This is a genomic window from Alteribacillus persepolensis (assembly GCF_900099605.1).
Taxonomy (GTDB): domain Bacteria; phylum Bacillota; class Bacilli; order Bacillales; family Marinococcaceae; genus Alteribacillus; species Alteribacillus persepolensis.
Genome location: NZ_FNDK01000007.1, coordinates 39,155 through 58,300 on the forward strand (window position 1 = coordinate 39,155; position 19,146 = coordinate 58,300).

General features: G+C 40.3%; 22 protein-coding genes. 16 read left to right on the forward strand and 6 right to left on the reverse strand.

The genetic code is table 11. The features are described 5' to 3' along the window. Positions 1 to 7: 7 nt before the first annotated feature. The 3 genes from BLT18_RS07470 to BLT18_RS07480 all read left to right on the forward strand — a co-directional run bounded on the left by BLT18_RS07470 (position 8) and on the right by BLT18_RS07480 (position 2,801). Positions 8 to 931 (forward strand): hydroxymethylglutaryl-CoA lyase, encoded by a 924-nt coding sequence (locus BLT18_RS07470; RefSeq protein ID WP_175487424.1) that lies wholly within the window; start codon positions 8 to 10, stop codon positions 929 to 931. Beyond that, positions 932 to 2,461 (forward strand): acyl-CoA carboxylase subunit beta, encoded by a 1,530-nt coding sequence (locus BLT18_RS07475; RefSeq protein ID WP_091272643.1) that lies wholly within the window; start codon positions 932 to 934, stop codon positions 2,459 to 2,461. 136 nt (positions 2,462 to 2,597) lie between these two features. Further along, positions 2,598 to 2,801 (forward strand): alpha/beta-type small acid-soluble spore protein, encoded by a 204-nt coding sequence (locus BLT18_RS07480; protein ID WP_091272645.1) that lies wholly within the window; start codon positions 2,598 to 2,600, stop codon positions 2,799 to 2,801. A gap of 123 nt (positions 2,802 to 2,924) precedes the next feature. Here the strand turns inward: BLT18_RS07480 and BLT18_RS18140 are convergent, their stop codons facing one another. Both BLT18_RS18140 and BLT18_RS07485 read right to left on the reverse strand, forming a co-directional pair. Then, positions 2,925 to 3,095 carry a hypothetical protein gene (locus BLT18_RS18140; protein WP_175487416.1) on the reverse strand — a complete coding sequence of 57 codons (171 nt, stop codon included), beginning with the start codon at positions 3,093 to 3,095 and terminating at the stop codon, positions 2,925 to 2,927. A gap of 75 nt (positions 3,096 to 3,170) precedes the next feature. Next, entirely contained in the window at positions 3,171 to 3,398 is a 228-nt protein-coding gene (locus BLT18_RS07485; protein WP_091272647.1) for a DUF5342 family protein, read from the reverse strand. 138 nt (positions 3,399 to 3,536) lie between these two features. On the opposite strand from BLT18_RS07485, the gene BLT18_RS07490 reads away from it, so the two are divergent. The 4 genes from BLT18_RS07490 (at position 3,537) to BLT18_RS07505 (ending at position 7,995) form a co-directional block, all read left to right on the forward strand. Beyond that, entirely contained in the window at positions 3,537 to 4,682 is a 1,146-nt protein-coding gene (locus tag BLT18_RS07490) for a DUF445 domain-containing protein (protein ID WP_091272649.1), read from the forward strand. 78 nt (positions 4,683 to 4,760) lie between these two features. Continuing rightward, positions 4,761 to 5,123 carry a YlbF family regulator gene (locus BLT18_RS07495; protein ID WP_091272650.1) on the forward strand — a complete coding sequence of 121 codons (363 nt, stop codon included), beginning with the start codon at positions 4,761 to 4,763 and terminating at the stop codon, positions 5,121 to 5,123. Between the two features lie 378 nt (positions 5,124 to 5,501). Further along, a complete protein-coding gene (locus BLT18_RS07500; RefSeq protein ID WP_091272654.1) occupies positions 5,502 to 6,341 on the forward strand; it encodes an HAD-IIB family hydrolase in 840 nt (279 codons plus the stop codon). Between the two features lie 127 nt (positions 6,342 to 6,468). After that, positions 6,469 to 7,995, forward strand: a complete 1,527-nt coding sequence (locus BLT18_RS07505) for a coproporphyrinogen III oxidase (RefSeq protein WP_091272656.1) — start codon at positions 6,469 to 6,471, stop codon at positions 7,993 to 7,995. Positions 7,996 to 8,209: 214 nt separating this feature from the next. Here the strand turns inward: BLT18_RS07505 and BLT18_RS07510 are convergent, their stop codons facing one another. Further along, the gene (locus tag BLT18_RS07510) at positions 8,210 to 8,389 is read right to left on the reverse strand and encodes a YhzD family protein (protein WP_091272658.1); all 180 of its coding nucleotides are present in this window, start codon (positions 8,387 to 8,389) and stop codon (positions 8,210 to 8,212) included. A gap of 188 nt (positions 8,390 to 8,577) precedes the next feature. On the opposite strand from BLT18_RS07510, the gene BLT18_RS07515 reads away from it, so the two are divergent. The 6 genes from BLT18_RS07515 (at position 8,578) to BLT18_RS18755 (ending at position 15,827) form a co-directional block, all read left to right on the forward strand. Further along, positions 8,578 to 8,985 (forward strand): hypothetical protein, encoded by a 408-nt coding sequence (locus tag BLT18_RS07515; protein ID WP_091272660.1) that lies wholly within the window; start codon positions 8,578 to 8,580, stop codon positions 8,983 to 8,985. A gap of 369 nt (positions 8,986 to 9,354) precedes the next feature. Further along, positions 9,355 to 10,590 carry a metallophosphoesterase family protein gene (locus BLT18_RS07520; protein ID WP_091272663.1) on the forward strand — a complete coding sequence of 412 codons (1,236 nt, stop codon included), beginning with the start codon at positions 9,355 to 9,357 and terminating at the stop codon, positions 10,588 to 10,590. Further along, positions 10,587 to 13,412: an ATP-binding protein gene (locus BLT18_RS07525; protein WP_091272665.1), complete on the forward strand. Its 2,826-nt coding sequence runs from the start codon at positions 10,587 to 10,589 to the stop codon at positions 13,410 to 13,412. Before BLT18_RS07520 ends, BLT18_RS07525 begins: the two co-directional genes overlap by 4 nt. A gap of 44 nt (positions 13,413 to 13,456) precedes the next feature. Then, positions 13,457 to 14,131: a response regulator transcription factor gene (locus tag BLT18_RS07530; protein WP_091272667.1), complete on the forward strand. Its 675-nt coding sequence runs from the start codon at positions 13,457 to 13,459 to the stop codon at positions 14,129 to 14,131. Beyond that, the gene (locus tag BLT18_RS07535; RefSeq protein WP_091272670.1) at positions 14,128 to 15,510 is read left to right on the forward strand and encodes a sensor histidine kinase; all 1,383 of its coding nucleotides are present in this window, start codon (positions 14,128 to 14,130) and stop codon (positions 15,508 to 15,510) included. Before BLT18_RS07530 ends, BLT18_RS07535 begins: the two co-directional genes overlap by 4 nt. Positions 15,511 to 15,560: 50 nt before the next feature. After that, a complete protein-coding gene (locus tag BLT18_RS18755) occupies positions 15,561 to 15,827 on the forward strand; it encodes a sporulation YhaL family protein (RefSeq protein WP_091272672.1) in 267 nt (88 codons plus the stop codon). A gap of 340 nt (positions 15,828 to 16,167) precedes the next feature. On the opposite strand, the gene BLT18_RS07545 is transcribed toward BLT18_RS18755, so the two are convergent. Next, the gene (locus BLT18_RS07545) at positions 16,168 to 17,052 is read right to left on the reverse strand and encodes a peptidylprolyl isomerase (RefSeq protein ID WP_175487417.1); all 885 of its coding nucleotides are present in this window, start codon (positions 17,050 to 17,052) and stop codon (positions 16,168 to 16,170) included. A gap of 142 nt (positions 17,053 to 17,194) precedes the next feature. Between BLT18_RS07545 and BLT18_RS07550 the strand changes: the two genes are divergently transcribed. Together BLT18_RS07550 and BLT18_RS07555 are read left to right on the forward strand one after the other, a co-directional pair. Then, positions 17,195 to 17,278, forward strand: a complete 84-nt coding sequence (locus BLT18_RS07550) for a YjcZ family sporulation protein (protein ID WP_091272676.1) — start codon at positions 17,195 to 17,197, stop codon at positions 17,276 to 17,278. 34 nt (positions 17,279 to 17,312) lie between these two features. Then, complete coding sequence (locus tag BLT18_RS07555; RefSeq protein WP_091272678.1) at positions 17,313 to 17,399, forward strand: YjcZ family sporulation protein; 87 nt, start codon at positions 17,313 to 17,315, stop codon at positions 17,397 to 17,399. A 97-nt stretch (positions 17,400 to 17,496) separates the two neighbouring features. Here BLT18_RS07555 and BLT18_RS07560 read toward each other — a convergent pair whose 3' ends face one another. Beyond that, positions 17,497 to 17,679, reverse strand: a complete 183-nt coding sequence (locus BLT18_RS07560) for a hypothetical protein (RefSeq protein WP_091272681.1) — start codon at positions 17,677 to 17,679, stop codon at positions 17,497 to 17,499. Positions 17,680 to 17,814: 135 nt separating this feature from the next. Between BLT18_RS07560 and BLT18_RS07565 the strand changes: the two genes are divergently transcribed. Further along, positions 17,815 to 18,393 carry a YpmS family protein gene (locus tag BLT18_RS07565; RefSeq protein WP_091272684.1) on the forward strand — a complete coding sequence of 193 codons (579 nt, stop codon included), beginning with the start codon at positions 17,815 to 17,817 and terminating at the stop codon, positions 18,391 to 18,393. Between the two features lie 18 nt (positions 18,394 to 18,411). Here BLT18_RS07565 and BLT18_RS07570 read toward each other — a convergent pair whose 3' ends face one another. Continuing rightward, the gene (locus tag BLT18_RS07570) at positions 18,412 to 18,969 is read right to left on the reverse strand and encodes a DUF3267 domain-containing protein (protein ID WP_091272686.1); all 558 of its coding nucleotides are present in this window, start codon (positions 18,967 to 18,969) and stop codon (positions 18,412 to 18,414) included. Between the last annotated feature and the right edge of the window lie 177 nt (positions 18,970 to 19,146).

Here is a 19,146-nt window from a genome sequence, read left to right on the forward strand (position 1 = left end):
AAAAATGATGGAGCTGCCGAAACAAATCACCATAAAGGAAGTCGGACCGCGTGATGGCCTGCAGAATGAAGACGCATTCATCCCTACAAGCCAAAAAATCAAATGGATTCATCATCTGGCTGAAAGCGGACTGAAGCATGTTGAAGTCACATCGTTTGTACACCCTAAAAAAATTCCGGCATTAAAAGATGCTGATGAATTAACACGTCAATTGCCAAAAAAACCAGGTGTGACATATTCAGCTTTAGTTCCTAATCTCAAAGGATTAGAAAGAGCGGTGGCATGTGGTGTCAGCGAAATAGCAGTGTTTATGTCTGCTTCTGAAACGCACAATAAAGCAAATATAAATAAGAGCATAAAGGAAACACTGCCGATTTTGCGCCAAACTGTAAAAGAAGCGAACCGTCAGCAAATACAAGTAAGAGGGTATATATCTACTGCTTTTTTTTGTCCATATGAAGGACATATTGAGGCCAAAGCCGTCCAGATGTTAAGTGAAACGCTATTGGAAATGGGCATCTATGAAGTTTCGGTTGGAGATACAGTTGGAACGGCATCGCCTTTACACGTAGAAGAGACACTGGAATGTTTGTTAAAGCGAATTCCTAGAAACCGTTTAGCGATGCACTTTCATGATACAAGAGGCATGGCGCTTAGTAACACGCTAAAAGCGTTAGAGATGGGGATAACCACGTTCGACAGCTCATGCGGCGGATTAGGAGGCTGCCCTTATGCACCGGGAGCACAAGGAAATACAGCGACAGAAGACCTTTTGTATATGTGCCACCAAATGGGTATCCACACGGGCATATCAGACGAGAAACTGCTGCAGCAAGCGCTTTATATAGAAAAAAACATCGGCCGCTCACTGCCAAGCAAGGCGTTACAAGTGTGGAAACAAAACATGGCAAAGAAAGGGAGGGGAAACTAGATGACCGAAGAGAATTTTTATGAACAGCTTGTAGACAAAATAGAGAAAGGCGGAGATTCAAAATACCATCAACAAAATGCGCAAAAAGGAAAATATTTTGTGCGAGAGCGGCTTGAGCTGTTATTAGATGATGGCATTGTCTATGAAGAAGGAAAATTTGCCAATCATCTAGAACAAGGATTTGCTGCAGATGGAGTTATTACCGGAACGGGGAAAGTAGACGGCCGCTGGATCTGTTTTATGGCGAACGATTCCACCGTAAAAGCTGGATCTTGGGGGAAAAGAACAGTAGAAAAAATCATTCGCATTCAAGAAAAAGCTGATAAGCTCTCCCTCCCGCTCTTATATTTAGTTGATTCCGCTGGAGCGCGTATTACTGATCAAGTGGAAATGTTTCCAGGCAGGCGTGGCGCCGGCAGAATTTTTTATAATCAAGTGAAACTTTCCGGAAAAATTCCACAAATCTGCATTTTGTTTGGCCCTTCAGCGGCTGGCGGCGCGTACATCCCTGCGTTTTGTGACAGCGTCATTATGGTGGAAGGAAATGCTTCTATGTATCTTGGCTCACCGCGAATGGCAGAGATGGTTATTGGTGAGAAAGTATCGTTAGAAGAAATGGGTGGAGCAAAGATGCATTGCTCTGTCTCCGGTTGTGGTGACATTCTGGCGTCAAATGAAAAAGAAGCGATCGCTTTTGCTCGTAAATATTTATCGTACTTTCCTGCAAGTTATGAACACAAAACAGAAATAGTTGCCGCACAGCCTGCCAATCCGCCTTCTAAACCGCTCCAAGACATTATTCCAACGCAGCAAAACACTCCCTTTAATATGATGCAATGTATTGAACACATTATAGATAAAAACAGCTTTTTTGAGATGAAAAAGGAGTTTGCACCAGAGATTATTACCGGATTTGCCCGCTTGAATGGAGAAGCCATTGGCATTGTAGCAAATCAACCTATGCAAAAAGGCGGGGTGTTATTTCACGATTCGGCCGACAAAGCCGCAAGGTTTATTACATTATGTGATGCTTATCATTTGCCATTATTGTTTTTAGCAGATGTTCCTGGATTTATGATTGGAACAAAAGTAGAAAAAATGGGTATTATCCGTCACGGAGCGAAAATGATTGCTGCAATGTCCGAAGCGACGGTGCCAAAAATATCAGTCGTTGTTCGAAAAGCATATGGTGCAGGTTTATATGCCATGGCAGGTCCAGCTTTTGAACCGGATTGTACATTAGCTCTACCGAGTGCACAAATAGCTGTAATGGGGCCTGAAGCAGCGGTTCAAGCGGTATATGCTAAGAAAATAGCTCAACTGCCTGAAGACAAACGTCATGATTTTATTAACGAAAAACGCCATGAATATCAAGAAAACATTAACATTTACAGGCTGGCCTCAGAGATGGTAGTGGATGATATTGTACAGCCGGCTATGCTGCGAACTATATTAATTCATCATTTTGAGAGCTATCGAAGCAAATATCAAGAGTTTTCCAGGCGCAAGCATGCGGTGTATCCTGTGTAATTTGCGTATTTGCCTGCGGCAAAATTAATTTTATTTTCCCTCCTCCTTCTTTTTCCTTAAATTTCTAGTTAATTTCTAGCATAGAGTTTGAAATTCGATACAAACTATGGGTACAAAGAGAGGAGGTGAACAGACAATGGCAAACAACAACAGCTCTAACAACTTGGTAGTACCTGGAGTTTCTCAAGCTCTTGATCAAATGAAAGTTGAAATTGCTCAAGAATTTGGAGTACAACTTGGTGCTGATTCTACTTCCCGCTCTAACGGTTCTGTAGGGGGAGAAATCACAAAGCGCCTTGTTCAAATGGCTGAACAACAAATGGGTGGTCAGCAGCAATAATTAAATAACATGGCTGAAGAGGCTGTCATAGAGGCGGTGGATGCCGCCGCCTTGGCAGTCTCCTCTTTGTGTGTAAAAAAAGCGTGCAAAAAAAGCCTGGAAATCATCCAGGCAGCTAATAGTTTAATTATGAGAAGGAGGCTCTTCTTTATCAAGGTCTCTTGCCTGATCCAGTTGATTGTGTTTACTGTATTTTGAATGAATGGTGCCGCCAGCTAATCCTTCGTTAATCATACGGTCTACATCCATGCTGTAATTTTCTTTATCTGTTTGTCCTTTTTGTAGCTTATCCATTCAATATCCCCCTCCTTGCTATTAGCTTATCCCAGCTGTATGAGGACATACCGAACAGATAATGGTAAGCAGTGGTTAAAGCGGCGGTGTGTGGTCTTCAAAAATATGGTACAAAACCAAATCATGTATTTGCTCTGTAATGACTTCCTGTGCATCAGAGGGCGGTTTTTGTGTTTGCCATTGAATCGAACCATCTTTATAGTAAATTGCTTTGTAATGAACGCCGCGAAAATAAAAAGAAATGTACCATTCTTTGTTTAACCAGTTGTTTTTTCTTTCCCGCCATTGAAAGTGAGATATCATCATACATCCTCCGCATACAGAATCTTTTATTTATCTATCGTATCATAAATATGATTTATACAGGGTGATGCTTGCCGAATAGACAAGCAATTGATAAAGTAAACATGGTATCTGCATCAAGGATAAAGGAGTTAAAACATGGAAAGTCTATGGCTTATGGTAGGTATGATATTACTCGGTGCTGTGATTGGCGGTGTAACGAATTCACTGGCAATAAAAATGTTGTTTCGGCCGTACAAGCCACTCTATATAAGAAAATGGCAAATTCCGTTTACTCCGGGACTTATTCCTAAACGCAGAGGAGAAATGGCGGAGCAAATGGGGAAGATGGTTGTTAATCATTTATTAACAGCTGAAGGGATTCAAAAGAAACTGCTGGAGACAACGTTTCGAAACAAAATGAGAGCGTGGCTGACAGATGAAGTAGCAACTGTGATGCACAGTTCCAACAGCGTATCCGATTATTTGGGAGAAACGTGGGAGAGCGAGCATATTCGGCATGCTCTTCATAAAAAAACGGAAGAGATGATAAAAGACAAGCTGGATGCCTTCATCACCACGCACCAGCATAGCACATTACATGAAGTGCTGCCGCGGGAACTAACAGAAAAAGGTGATGAAATGGTCCCTGTGATGGCGCGTCATTTAACACAAAAAGGGGCAGACTATTTTAAAGGTGACGATGGATACAAACAACTCCATGTTCTGTTAGAGAAGTTTTTGCAAGGAAAAGGCTCGATGTTAAACTTTTTAGGATCGATGTTTGGCAGTGATAAAATCATTGAGAAGTTACAGCCGGAAATTGTACGTTTTTTTGAAGATCCGGCATCAGAAGTATTCATACGCAGGTTTATTGCCGGGGAATGGGATAAAATAAAAAATAAACCACTTCATACAGTAGTATCTGCCGTAAATATTAATACAGATGTTGCCGCTAAAAAAGCAGCAGATGTGCTGAATCGTGAACTGCCGTTTTTTGAAAACCTCGAGCGGCCTTTGAAGGAATGGGCACCAGCTTATAAACAAAGTGTTCAAGAAGTGTGGATGCCAAAAGTGATGGAACAAATTAATATTTTTATTCAAGAAAGACTATATTCGTTATTTGAACAGTTAGCATTAGAAGAAGTAGTACGTGAACGAGTGGATGCTTTTTCAGTGGATAGGCTAGAAGATATAGTTCTTTCCATATCAAAACGTGAATTTACGATGATTACATATCTTGGCGCATTTTTAGGCGGGCTTGTTGGCTTGTTTCAAGGCACCGTTGTTATTCTTTTTTTCTAAAAATGGCGTATAAGGATGATTTGTAACGGTTATTCGTGTTATGCTCGGTAAAGATTGAAAAAAGGAGGACCTGACAACATGTCCAATATGTATGATAATGCTCGTGAGTTATCACAAGCATTGCGAAATAGTGATGAATTTCAAAATTTGAAAAGCTTGCATGAACAAGTAGAAAATGATGAAGTAGCTAAAAGAATGCTCGATAACTTCCGTAACATTCAGTTAGACTTGCAGCAAAAGCAAATGCAAGGACAACAACCGACAGAAGAAGAAATTACACAAGCACAAAAGCAATTTGAAATGGTGCAGCAGCATGAAGTTATTTCTAAGCTAATGGAAGAAGAACAGCGGATGAGCACCATTATCAGTGACTTAAATAAAATTATTACAGAACCTCTTGAAGATCTTTATGGTGTTCCTGAAGAAGGACAAGGACAATAGAGATGACTGCCCTGCAGCTTTTTCGCTGCAGGGCTTTTGTTATTTTAGACGTTTTGTAAAGGTTAGAGGTATCATCGCCTCTCTCTGTCTAGTTGACGGGCTTTTCCGATTCGCTCGCCGCGGCAAACTCTTTGGTTCAGCGGAAAGTATTATCGCAATATAGGTCTTCGGCGGTGTGGTGACTGCTGCGTTGCAAAACAAGGCATGTGTGTTCATAGTGGCAATCCCTTCCGAAGTTCCTTTCCCCTTAACCGTTTTTCCTTTTTGGAGTGCTTACACTTGTCTAATGAGGTCTCGTTTTGTTCCTCCGTTCTAAAGCCAGCTCGTTTGACATAGGGTAAAGTAGAAAAGGATTGCGTTGAGGAGGGGAAGAACAACATGAAATACCGATTATTGGCAATGAGCATAGACGGCGTATTATTAAAAAACAATGACCGTATCAGCCGGGAAACCAAGGACGCGGTCGACTTTGTGCGAAAAAAAGGTGTTTACTCCGTACTCGTTACGAATCGCAGCTTTTCATCAGCCAAAAAAATTGCACGGCAGCTGAAAATGGAACATGAAATGATTACGCACGGGGGAGCACTTTTAGCTGGTATATCTGGTATGCCTATTCTTGAAACGAGAATGCCGACAGAAATGGTGTTTGATGCAGCAGAATGTTTGGAACGTTATCCATGCCGCATTCAAGTAGAAAGCCAAGATTATGAATGGGAAAATAAACATCAGCATACAAGAAAAGTACTTGGCAAGATTCAATTCAGCCTAGGAGAAGGCTTGTTCCAGCCAAAAACATATACAGAACGAGTATCTACTGCCGTGTATGAACAACAATTAAGTGCTTTACGTCTATTTGGAGAATTTGACACAGAACAAGATGCTCATCATTGCAAACAAAAATTGATGGAAGCTATACCGGGCGTGGTTGTAGAGCAGAATAATCACCGCCTGACAGTCAAAAAAGAAGAAGCAACGAAAGAGTATGCTCTATCTTATCTTCTGTCTGAGCTGGGTATCGACCGGGAAGAAATAATATTTGCAGGTTCGTCCCTCGCAGATACGCCTGCATTAGAAATGGCAGGAATTGGTGTCGCCATGGGGCAGTCACCGCAGGCGTTAAAAGATAAAGCTGATTGGATTACGCGTTCGAATGATCAAGATGGTGTAGCGTATATGATTAAAGAAGTATTTCGAAAGCAAATGCGTGTAGAAGTATAAAGGAGCAAAAGGCCGGTATCTAACTCCGGCCTTTTTTTATGTGCTAAGAAGAGAGAATTTGTTGACCTAACGGTGTACATTTTGTACACTTAGGCTGATTTCAAGCTTGGCAGAAAGGTTGAACCCAATGATGATAAAAATACAAGGAGTGGAAGAAAAGGATCTTCGTCCGCTTCAACACATTATTGATATGTACAACATGCATGCGCAGTTAAAGATATCGCCAGAGACAGCAGAAGAGGCTGTTATCGCGTTTACAGAAACGGAAATTCGCGATTATATTGAAGTGAAAGCTGTTTTTTCATCCAATGATGCCGAGGTGTTAAAAGAATCGTTTCAAAAACATGCACCAAGAGATCTGGCAGACAAGGAGAAGCGTAAACGGGCGAAACAAGCGCGTTCACACGTGCTTGTGAAGTTGTTGAATACGTGGACAAAGACTGTTCAGCCCTGGGGCACATTAACAGGCATTCGTCCAACGAAGCTGTGGCACTCCCTTTACCGTGACGGGATGGAATTAGAGAGCATTCAAACATATTTACAAAATGATTACTTAGTCACTCCGGAAAAAACGGCGCTGTTAGAAGAGATTGGTTTACGCCAGCATCATGTATTACCGGACTTATATGACTTAGCAAATGGTGTCAGTATCTATATTGGCATACCGTTTTGTCCAACAAAATGTGCTTACTGTACGTTTCCTGCTTATGCGATTAACGGCAAAAATGGATCTGTTGAGACGTTTTTAGAAGGTCTGCACATTGAAATGGAACAAATCGGGAATTGGCTGAGAAAAACGGGTGTACCGGTTACCACCATTTACTTCGGTGGAGGAACACCGACAAGCATTACTGCAGATGAAATGGATGCACTCTATGCTAAAATGTATGAAGTCATTCCCGGTATTCATCATGTGCGGGAAATTACTGTAGAAGCTGGCAGACCAGATACGATTACGCCTGAAAAACTAGAAGTGTTGTCCAAGTGGAGCATTGACCGTATCAGTATTAATCCGCAGTCGTTTGACAACCAGACCTTAAAGGCGATTGGCCGCCACCATTCTGTAGAAGAAACAAAAGAAAAGTATGATCTTTCACGTAAAATGGGCATGAAAAACATTAACATGGATCTTATTATTGGGCTGCCTGGTGAAGGAGAAAAAGAAATGCAGCATAGTTTAAACGAAACAGAGCAGCTGCTTCCAGAGTCTGTTACGGTTCATACACTATCTTTCAAACGGGCATCCACCATGACGAAACAAAAAGATAAATACAAAGTGGCTGAACCAGATGAAATCGAAAAGATGATGAAGCAGACAGCTGACTGGATGAAAACGCATGACTATCATCCGTATTATTTGTATAGACAGAAAAACATTTTAGGTAATTTAGAAAACGTAGGTTATTCATTTGAAGGGAAGGAAAGTTTATACAATATTATTATTATGGAAGAAGTTCAATCGATTATCGGTTTAGGCTGCGGGGCTGCTAGTAAGTGGGTCCATCCACAAACGAAAAAAATCAGCCGGTTTGCCAATCCTAAAGACCCTGTAACTTATAATAATCATTATGAAGAATATACGCATAAAAAAATCACTGCGCTTGATGAATTATTTAACAATCAAAGTGGAATCAAGGCTGGGACAAAAGTATAAGAACCATATAATAATCCGAACGATTTATTGAAAATCAGTTCGGATTATTTGTTTATCACAGGGGTTTCTATCGCTGCTCCGTCAACATACGTCGCGTTCCGCGGGCACAGCCTCAGCTGTGGATCTTCAGCTCGTACTTCGACACGCAGGACGTGCTAGTGCCGGTGTTGGCCGCACGTCCTTCTTTCACGGCACTTGCGCTTTTCTTTGTATGTTATCGATGAAATAAAAGTAATTTTCCGTTCCGTGTCATGCGGTGTGTCGTATCTTGATACTTTTCTTCTGCAAGACGGTTTTTTCCATGTTCAATAGCTGCTTGGTCTTCGTCATATTGAAAGGATTCGTTCAACAGTAAGGAACCATCTTTATCAAATACCGTTAAGAAATAGTCCATATGTTTTTCCCTCTCCTCTATTTATCAAAATAGTCGCAATTTATTTTATTTTACGATGTTACGTACGCAGAAGCAAGTGGAAAATATCATGAAACGAATGATAAATGCTGACAGATAAAGCAAGTACTTTATGCACAAATGCCCGCTTTTTGAATAAGATAGGCAGAGAAAAGGAGGCGGGCATTCATATGAACAATAGCATGCATATGTATCACTTGTGTCAGCAGCATGTAGGACAGTTTGTGGCGGTTCAAACGAAAAACAATGAATGGTTTAATGGGTACATGGAGAATGTGGATGAAGAAAATGTTTATTTAATGATTCCAGAGTATGATCATAACACAATGGGTGTCATGGGAGCACAGACAAATAATGCGAATATGCATCAATACTCGCCCCAGCAGCCCTATCATGATCCTCAACACAATATGCCTGCCATGCGGCCAGGGGTGAAAAACGGGGCATGCGGCTGCCAGCGCGATCAACGGCAGTATTACCCACCATATGGTCCGTATTATTATCCATACCCGCGTTACCGCAGGTTAATATTGCCATTAGCAGCACTTGTTGCCTTGTCAGCACTGCCATTTTACTAAGGATTCTTTTCCCCTGTTTAGGGGTTTTTTTATGAGAACATATTTATTTCACAACGTTTTTTCAAAAGCAATCTTCTCACTTATCTATTGCAATGAAGATCACTGACACACATTTTACTTTTCGCAGGCAGTTTTTCAGCTTTCTGTGAGCATAAAGCACTCACGGCAGAATCTTAGGCGGATACTGTTCCGGCACCAGTCAGTGTGTATGTCAACTCTTTCCATGACACGCGGTGCTTCATCATAAAGCAAAGGCTGTGAAAAGGGGTTAAAAAACATACTGTGACAGCTCATTGACCAGTTTCCATTATGTGGAGTGATGATTTTGATATAATGACAAGACAATAATGATGAAAGGTGAACGATTAGATGGAACCTCTTCGTTTTATTCATGCAGCAGATTTGCATGTAGGATCTCCCATACCAGCTGCACAGCAGGCTCCGCGTCCGCTGCGGACCCAATTGGAAAACAGTATGAAAACCGCCGTGGCCCGATTAGTAGAAGACGCTGTTTTTTATGAGGTTGACTTTGTTATATTAGCAGGAGATTTGTTTGATCAAGAAAATCGAAGTTTAAAAAGCCAGTTGTTTTTAACGAAACAACTAAATCAGTTAAAACATTATCATATTCCGGTATATATTGTTTTTGGCAATCATGATCCAATGGACTACCAATATGCACCAGTAGGATGGCCGGAGAATGTAGAGATATTTTCTTCCAAACCGGAGATGAAAGTGTATCAAAAAGGCGGTGAAGTGCAGGCTCACTTGTACGGCTTTAGTTACGGCAAGCGAACAATACCGGAAAATATAGCTAAAACATACCAGCGCAAAGAAGGAGCGCTTTATCATATTGGTATTTTACATGGACAAGAACAAAATATGGCGGGTGCATCAACGTATGCTCCTTTTTCTGTTCAAGACTTGTTAGAAAAACAGATGGATTATTGGGCTCTTGGTCATATTCATACGAGAAAGAAGCTGAATGATCGTATTTTTTATCCTGGGAATATTCAAGCAAGACACCGATTAGAAACAGGAGAAAAAGGGTATTTGTTGGTAGAAATGAAGCCAGGCGATATTGATGTGTCTTTTCAGCCAGCAGCCGATGTTGTGTTTGAAACGATTCACCTGTCAATTGATAACCACGACACGTTTAATGAATTAACGGAACAGTTTATAAAATCCATGCAAAAATTTCAACCAAAGCGTGCATCTGGCGTTTGGATAGAAATGGAATTGTCAGGGAGCGGTCCATTAAGTGAGTATCTGCAAGAAGAAACAACGAAAAGAGAATGGTTAGATAACGTGAATGACATCGGGACAGACTCCTCTCCTTTTTTCTATGTGCATCGATTGACGGATAAAACATTGCCTTCATATGTGGTAAAACAAATAAATGAAGGAACCAGTCATTTCTTACGTGATGTTCAAAAAGCAGTTGATTATTATAAAGAATCACCGCATCAATTGGAAGAAGTATGGAAAGAGTTAACTCAGCATCCGGCTGTGAAACGGTATATAGATAAAACGGACGTATCAACGGTAATTGACGAAGCAGCACGTTTTATATGGACAAAGTGGGGAGAGGGGGAGAATGAGTGAGGATTGTCAAACTACATATTTATGGCTTTGGAAAATTCCATGACTTTACGTTGGAATTTCATCATCCTATTCAAGTTATTTATGGCCGCAATGAATCTGGGAAAACGACACTTCGGGCATTTGTACAAGCGATTCTATTTGGTTTTCCTACTAAAAAAGAAAAACTTCTTCGTTATGAGCCGAAAAAGAGCAGCTCTTATGGGGGGAATTTGACCCTCATGCTCGATAATCAAGAAACCATAACAGTAGAAAGAGTCATGAAACATAAGGCTGCTGGTGATATCACTGTACATCGGGAAAGTGGAGAAACTGCTGGGGAAAAAGAATGGTCTGCATGGCTTGGAAAGGTTGATCGTGCTACGTTTCAAGGAATCTTTTGTTTTGGTTTAGATGGATTAAATGAATTAAATCAGCTAAAGGGAACTGCATTGAATCGTTACATATACGAAGCCGGCATGACAGGAACGAAACAAGTATCACAAATAGATAAAGAACTGGGCCAAAAACTCGACCAGCTATTTAAACCAAGGGGACAAAAGCCCATCATCAATAAAAAAGCAAAAGAGGTAAACAAGCAGTATCGTAACGTGAAAGAATGGGATAACGAATTTGATCGTTATCATATACTTTTGCAGCAAGAACAGACACTCAACGAACAGCTTCGGCGCATAAAACGTGACAAAAAAGATTTGTTCAGCCAAAAAGAACAATGGCAGCGCCGTCAAACAGTTGTTCACATGCTGCAGGAAAAAAAAGAAATAGAACGAAAATTGGATATACTAGCATCTTCACGAGATGTTCCGCTTGAAGCAGAAGATGAGTGGGCACAATATTATCAGAAAAAAAACCAAGCCGCTTTTGAATATGAAGAAAGCGCCATACAAATAACACATGAATCGATGAAATATACTAATGCTGCTGTCTCTTGGAAAGCAGTGAAGCTGCTAGAAAAGACGCGAGAGCTGAAAGAACAGCTGCCGCTTTATAAAAAATATATACATGATAAAGACCGGCTGGAGTTTTCCATTCAAAAAAAACAAGATACAATGAATGACCGTATCAAACGTCTAGGAATAACGAATGAAAAAACATTGCGCCGCAGTAATACGTCTATCTTTGCTGAAGAAGAACTTTATCAACTCATTGAAAAAGGGAAAGAGTATAAAGAGAGAAAACGAATACTAGAAGAACAGTACATGGAGCAAAACAATAAAATCAGCCAAGTAGAAAGCGACCTTCATGACATGAAACAACAGCAGCGTTCCTTGCCAGAACGTCACGGGGCAGCTGTTCAAGAAGCAAAACGCTCCTTTTTCACTCGCTCATTTTTATTGCAAATAACAGCTGGATTGTTTTTTGGCTTGGGGGTATGGCAGGCGGCAGTTCAACATGTTTTCATGAGTATTGTGTTGTTTGTTGCTGCTTTGTTTCTTTTTTTAGCAAAAAGCGAGAAAAAAGCTGCTACATTATCTAAAAGCAGCTATCAGGAACAGAAAGACATATCAGGCACCGATTCATGGATAGAAACCGCTGTACGTGAACGGCAATGGCAGCTTGAACGAGAAACAGCATACGCAGAGACATTATCTGAGCGCATGAAAGACATGGAAGCAAAGTGGGAGGAGACCACGGATGATTTGCACAGGTGGTGTGTGACACATCATTTTCCATTGATTGACAATATACATGCCGCCGAACATATTTTTATTACGATGAGAGAGTATAACGATTTGTATGACGAGTACCAACGACTAAAAAACGAATGGAATGCTGTTGATGAGCAAGTGCAAGCTATAGCAGCCGATGTTCAACGCACAGCCGAGCAAATGAATGCAGCATCCGATGATTCCATCGAAGAATTAATTGTACTCCTGATTGAAAAAGCAGAACATGAAAATCAAAGGAATGACGTGTTGTTAAAACAGGCTGACAAGTTTGTAGAGCTGTATGAACAAAAACAATCGGCCAAGCAGAAACAACGCCAATATACTCAAAAGGTAGCAGCATTATATCAATCTGTTCATGCGTATGATAAAGAGTCATTTCTACAATCAATCGAAAAGAAGAAGCAGTATCTGGATGTAAACAAACAGCATCGTTGGCTGTCTGAACAAATAGCTGCCCAATTGGAGCCGGGAGAGAGTGAAACCGGATGGCTGGAGAATGTACTGGATGATGATACAAAACAAATGGAAACAATGGATAATGAGGTTGAGGCATTAGAAGAAGAAGAACAGCACTTGCATCAGCAGACAGCCGAAGTGAAACAAAAGTTAAAGACACTAGAGGAAAATGGAACGTATGAGCAGCAGCTCCAGCAGTATCAACAAGGAAAAGAAGAATTGCAAGAAAACATGCACCAGTGGCTCGTGTTAAAAACGGCAAAACAATTAATGGAACACGCAAAATCGGTATATGAAAAAGACAGGCAGCCCTATGTCATTCAAGAAGCATCACGCTATTTTTCTTTTATAACAAACGAACGTTACACGCGTCTTTTTGCTCCGATAGGGCTGGAGACGTTTATGGTTGAAGATAAAGAGGGGATAAGGTATTCTCCAGATGAGCTAAGCCGCGGTACGGCTGAACAATTATACTTGTCTTTGCGGTTTGCATTAGCCGCATCTTATCAGGAGTACACCGTTTTTCCTTTTGTGATGGATGATCCATTTGTTAACTTTGATGTAACCCGGCAAAAAGCGGCTTTTTCGTTGCTGAAAAAAGCGGCAGAAGACAGGCAGATTATTTATTTTACGTGTCATGAGCTGCCAGAATCATTTGAACATGACTATCCTGTGGAGATACTGTCTGATAATGATTGATATATGCATGCAGCGATTTGGAGAAGAAAGGATAAGATAACGTTATGTATCATATTTACTTAGTGGAAGACGAAGCGAATTTATCGGAAGTATTAAAAGCATATATGGAAAAAGAAGGTTGGAGCGTGACAATATTTGATAATGGAGATGATGCGGTCAAAGCAGTGGAAACGCCTCCTCATCTATGGGTGCTGGATATTATGCTTCCAGGTACAGATGGATACCACATTTTAAAAGAAATTCGCCAGCAGGAAGGAGATGTACCAGTCATTTTCATATCGGCAAGAGATCAAGATTTGGATCGGGTGCTTGGTTTAGAAATGGGGAGTGACGATTACCTTGCGAAACCATTTTTACCGCAAGAATTAATTATTCGAGCAAAAAAACTGTTATCAAGAGTGTATGGGGAAGAAAACACTGAAGCGAAAAAAGTAGAACTCAATGAATACACGATTGACCCGCAAGCTCGAACGGTAGTAGATCAAGAAAGTGATGAACAGATTGAATTAACAACAAAAGAAATGGATTTAATATTATTATTAACAGAAGATGTTGGAAAAGCCTTGTCGCGCGAGGAAATTATCGAAAATGTGTGGGGGGAAAATTATTTTGGGTCAGAGCGGGCAGTAGATGATGTGGTACGCCGTGTCCGCAAGAAGATGCCGCGAATTCACTTGGAAACATTGTATGGTTATGGTTACCGTGTATTATCGTCATGATGAAAGTAAATTTAACACAGCGAATCTGGCTGTCTTTTATCGCATTAATCGTACTGGTCGGTCTGACGATGGTTATTGTTTATCCTATATCAATCAAAGGGACATTAACGGACGAAACGTACCGCATTATTGAACAGGAACAGGCAAGAATGGCCAATCCTTTTAGTGATTATTTTACCCCTCCTCAGTCTGAGCTTGATTTTATTGAGAGAAGAGAAGCGGAGCGGTCTGTTGGACATTTGTTCTTATTCAATAATCTAGGGACACTTCGCGGCGAACCTGTGCCGCCAGACAGTGTATTAAAAGAAATGATAAGAAATACAATTAATCAAGAGCAAGAGCGCGATCGTTATGAGCTCACGTATAATGATGCCACTTTGTTTTATGTCATTACACGAATCGAATCAGACGGGGAAGAAGCATTTCAAATTTCTTATATGTGGGATACATACCGGGACCTTATGGTTAATCGTTTGTGGGAACGGCTTGTTTATTTGCTTTTGATTACAAGTGCTTTGAGTCTGCTGCCAGCCATATGGTTGAAACGCTATCTCCGGCAGCCGCTTCGTATGCTTGGCAATCATTTTGAGCAGATTGCCAAGCGCAACTGGCGGGAACCGTTTCGCTGGGAAGGAGACGATGATTTTCAAAAGTTGTCGGATCAGTTTGAGCAAATGAGACAAAATTTAATTCGTTATGACCGTTCGCAAAAAACATTCATTCAGCATGCATCTCACGAACTAAAAACACCGATTATGGTAGTAAAAACATATGCACAGTCTGTAAAAGACGGCATTCCGCCGAAGGATAATATAGAGGAAACGATGGATGTTATTTTAGATGAAGCCAATCGTATGGATAAGCGGGTAAAAGATATGTTGTATTTTACGAAGCTAGATGCTCTGCAGCAGGAGACGATTAATGCAGAAGAGATGGCTTTTGGCTATGTGGCTTTCCAAATTGAAGAAAGGTTTCGCATGCAGCGAGAAGATGTGACGTTTGTCATTCGTGGAGCAGACGTGACGATCGATGCCGACAAAGAACAAATCCAAGTATTGTTGGAAAACCTTGTAGAAAATGCGATGCGATATGCAAAAGATACGATTTGGATTATGGCTGATGCTGAAAATGATATGGTCAATATTCATGTAAAAAACAATGGTCCAGCGATTCCGCAAGAAGACGCTGCTCATATATTCAGTCCGTTTCGTAAAGGCAATAAAGGACAATTCGGCTTGGGATTGGCTATTGTTAAGCGGATAACGGAGCTGCATCAAGGAGATGCAGAAGTTATTAATGAGGATGATGGTGTGCGGTTTAAGGTGACGCTTCCGAAAAAAGATAGAGAAAAGATAGATACGAGAGAAGTGAATATCTGATAGCCATACGCATATGATGGAACCAAGGACAAGGTTTTAAGGAGGCTATTATGAATCATCATTCTAAAAAATTTTTAACAACGTTGATTGTGCTGTTTTTTATACTAGTGTTGTGGCAGCGCTTTGCGCAAGCAAATCCTGTACATTTGCCGACATGGGTCATATTGGCAGGACTGGGAATTGTATTTAGCGGCTATATGTATTGGCAGACAAGTAAATCGGAGAAAGAAGAGGATGAGCGCTGGATTGAGCAGGAAGGGCGCATTTTTATCCGAAGAATGGAAGAAGAGAAAGAAAAGAGAAAAGTTTCTTCCTAATCTGCTTGTATTAATCAGCCTGGCTGAGGTAATGGACCCGGCCAGGCTGATTTTATGTTTACTACGGAAAGGAAGGGATAAAGTGTGCAGCATGGGTGAATCACTGGCGCTGTTAACGTGTTGAGAAAAGCCGCATACATGCAGGCGAGGCAATTCGCGAGGGAGTTTGCGTTTGGCGGTTGTCTGTCCACAGGATGCGGTGACTTCTGCGCTCAACACAGGATGCACTTTCGACAGGGTATGATGATTTCGGACGTGTGTGTTCTTAGTAGAAGCACCTCCACCTTAGCTGAACTTCTCTTTTCCAAGATGCTAGGACTGTTCTTATTGTTTGTTTGAATTAAGCATCCACCCAGTCTTCATAAGAAGATTCTTTGACATCTATGTTTGCTTCATCCAGTAATTCCTGCATCACTTCTTCCACAGGTTTAGCTTGTTCTTCTTTGAGTTGTTGTTCTACATCCTGTGCAAGCTCTTCATATGTTTCTTTTTTATCTGTTACTTCGATAATATGGTATCCATAGTCGGTTTGGACAGGATCACTAATTTCACCAGGTTCCATACTAAAAGCAGCTTCATCAAATTCTTCGACCATCTGTCCTCTTGTAAATGAGTTTAAATCTCCGCCTTGTGAGGCAGACCCAGGATCTGTGGAATGCTCTTGAGCGAGTTCGGCAAAATCAGCACCATTTTCTAATTCATTTAGAAGGTCTTCAGCGGTTTCTTTTTCTTCCACTAAAATGTGACGCGCTGAAATGGTGACAAGATCTTCTTTATTTTCTTCGTAATACTGCTGTTTTGCCTCTTCTGACAAGTCGACATCAGCAGTCGCAAGTTCTTCTAACACTAATTGCGGCTTTAAAAATTCGCTTTTAAAATCATCAATGGATTCAATCTCCATTTGAAATTGCGTCTGCAGCATATTTAACAGCTGTTCGTCTTCTTCGATGCCGTAATCCTCTTTGAATGATTCAAGTTCATTATCGAGCTGTTCCTCGTCAATGTTCAATTCATCCGCTTTATCTTGTATAACGATATTTTGAATCATTTGATTTAGCAGTTGTTCGCCTACATTATTCTTTAATTCTCCCACAAACTCTTCTTCTGTAAGAGATGTATTATTTACTTCAACAATTGTTTTATTTTCACCAGATTCTTGGTCACTGCAAGCCGATAAAAATAAAACAGTACTTAAGCCGGCAGCCAGGAAGTAATGTTTCCGCATATATTCCATCCCCTTAACAATAATCGGACAGACCTAATCATACCATATATACCAAAAAATGAAAAATATGTAGGCAAAAACCTAAACCAAGCAAGACATAGTTACATATCATAACTCAGCAAGAGTATTAGGAGGTGTGGAGATGTCAAAAGGGTATTATGGTGGCTTTGCGTTGATTGTGGTGTTGTTTATTTTATTGGTGATTGTAGGTGCGGCTTGGTGTTAACACCAGCAAAAATTGTATGAAGGAGGGAAGGTAAATGGGTTACGGACATGATTCGAACTTCGCGTTGATTGTTGTGCTGTTCATTTTGCTAATTATCATCGGAGCAGCGTGGATCTACTAATATAAAAACTTTCCTGAAGGATGTTCCTTCAGGAAAGCTTTTTCTATTCATCAATGCATTTTCAATATCTTACCCGTATCCATGGAGTACATGGTTTTTACACAAACCAAAGTTCTACAAAGGTAGAGGTGAGTAAAATCGTCAATAAAATATTTATCGTTCGAAAAACTTTTGGCTGACGTTCAGCAGGGATCTCTTTTTGGACACAGAGGGCATTTGTCATGGAATTAATAACAAATAAATAAAACAAAGAGAATACCAAGAAAATTACAATGAGCATAGTGTTTACCCCCAATATCTTATATCTACTTTACTTTAACAAAACTTTCTCAAAAATGATAGGTTTTTAGGTGGCAGAAGTCGAAATGGACGTGCATACTAGAGACAGAAAAATCACAGAAAGCGGGTTTTTATCATGAAAACAACATCTCACCGATGGTGGAAATGGCTTTTTCTGCTTTTAGCCAGCTTGAACATAATTACGGCTGTTTTTTTGTTTTTTTGGATAAGCACAGAAGAGCCGCAGCATAAGATGGAAAATAATCGTCATACAAATGAGGAAGAGTCGTTTGAAGAGTATCTGTCTATACATATGACAAGCAGTCAACTAGAAAAACTGCTCAATGATGAGCTAGAAGGAATGGATGCTTCCATTTATGATAATCATATTCGAATCTCTTCATCTTATCAATTGTTAGGGCGGACCATTCAAATTTTTATGGATTTTGTTCCAGAGATACATAATGGCAATATTGTATTAAACGAAACAGGGTTTACAGCAGGAAATTTGCCATTATCCGGATCTCGTGTGTTATCCCTGATGCAGCAGCAGTCATCTCTGCCTTCTTATATAGAGATTCAATCTTCAAGAAGCCGGGTCCTCATACATCTTGATGAACTTTCTATTGCAGATACGTATGAAGTGAAAGCAGAAATGTTTAACTTAGAAGACGACAAGATAACATTCCTGCTTGGAAAAACAGAAAGCCAATAATAATGATGAAAGCAGCCGTTAAACCGGCTGCTTTAATAATATATCAATGCGATTTCTTTTTTGTTCAATGAAGCAATGACGGGGGGCTCCATGTAATTGTTTAACATAAATAAAATCATATACACTCAGTCCCGTGTTCAATGAAAGCACGAGTAAAAAGTAAAACATAAAAGGGGGAAACAAAAGAGCACCGATAAATGCAATTGTATGAATGAATAACGTTGGAAATAACATGGCCAAAACGTAAAAATTACGTCCTATCGGCTTAGTAAACGTTAATGTGATAAACGGAAACTTTTGCTTTTTTCCTTTTTTTCTTTGGGAAATAACTGTTTGAGTTTTGGCACCTGCAAGCCATAAAGGAATAAAATGGAGCAAGGCGTGAATAGGGTACAGTAATGCCAGTACACTAAGTGTTTTAACCATGCTTAACTCTGCATGACGAATATCCATATAATAAAAACTGAAAACAAGAAAACTGAGAATAAATGTCAGAATCATACATCCAACAGAAAGGAGCACCAATCTTGATGGAGTATATTCTTTTCCTAGATTAATTGATTTCCAACAATTCATGTGAATTTCCCCCTTTCTTCTGCCTCTAGTTGAATAATTTAAACGCTTATGCTGAAAAAATCAATAGAATAAAGAAAAAATGTCAAAAGGAAAAAGAATGCGGCAAAAACGGACAAAACATAAAAAAAGCCTGACTCTTTTTGCAAAGAATCAGACAAATGACGACGGTATGTTTCG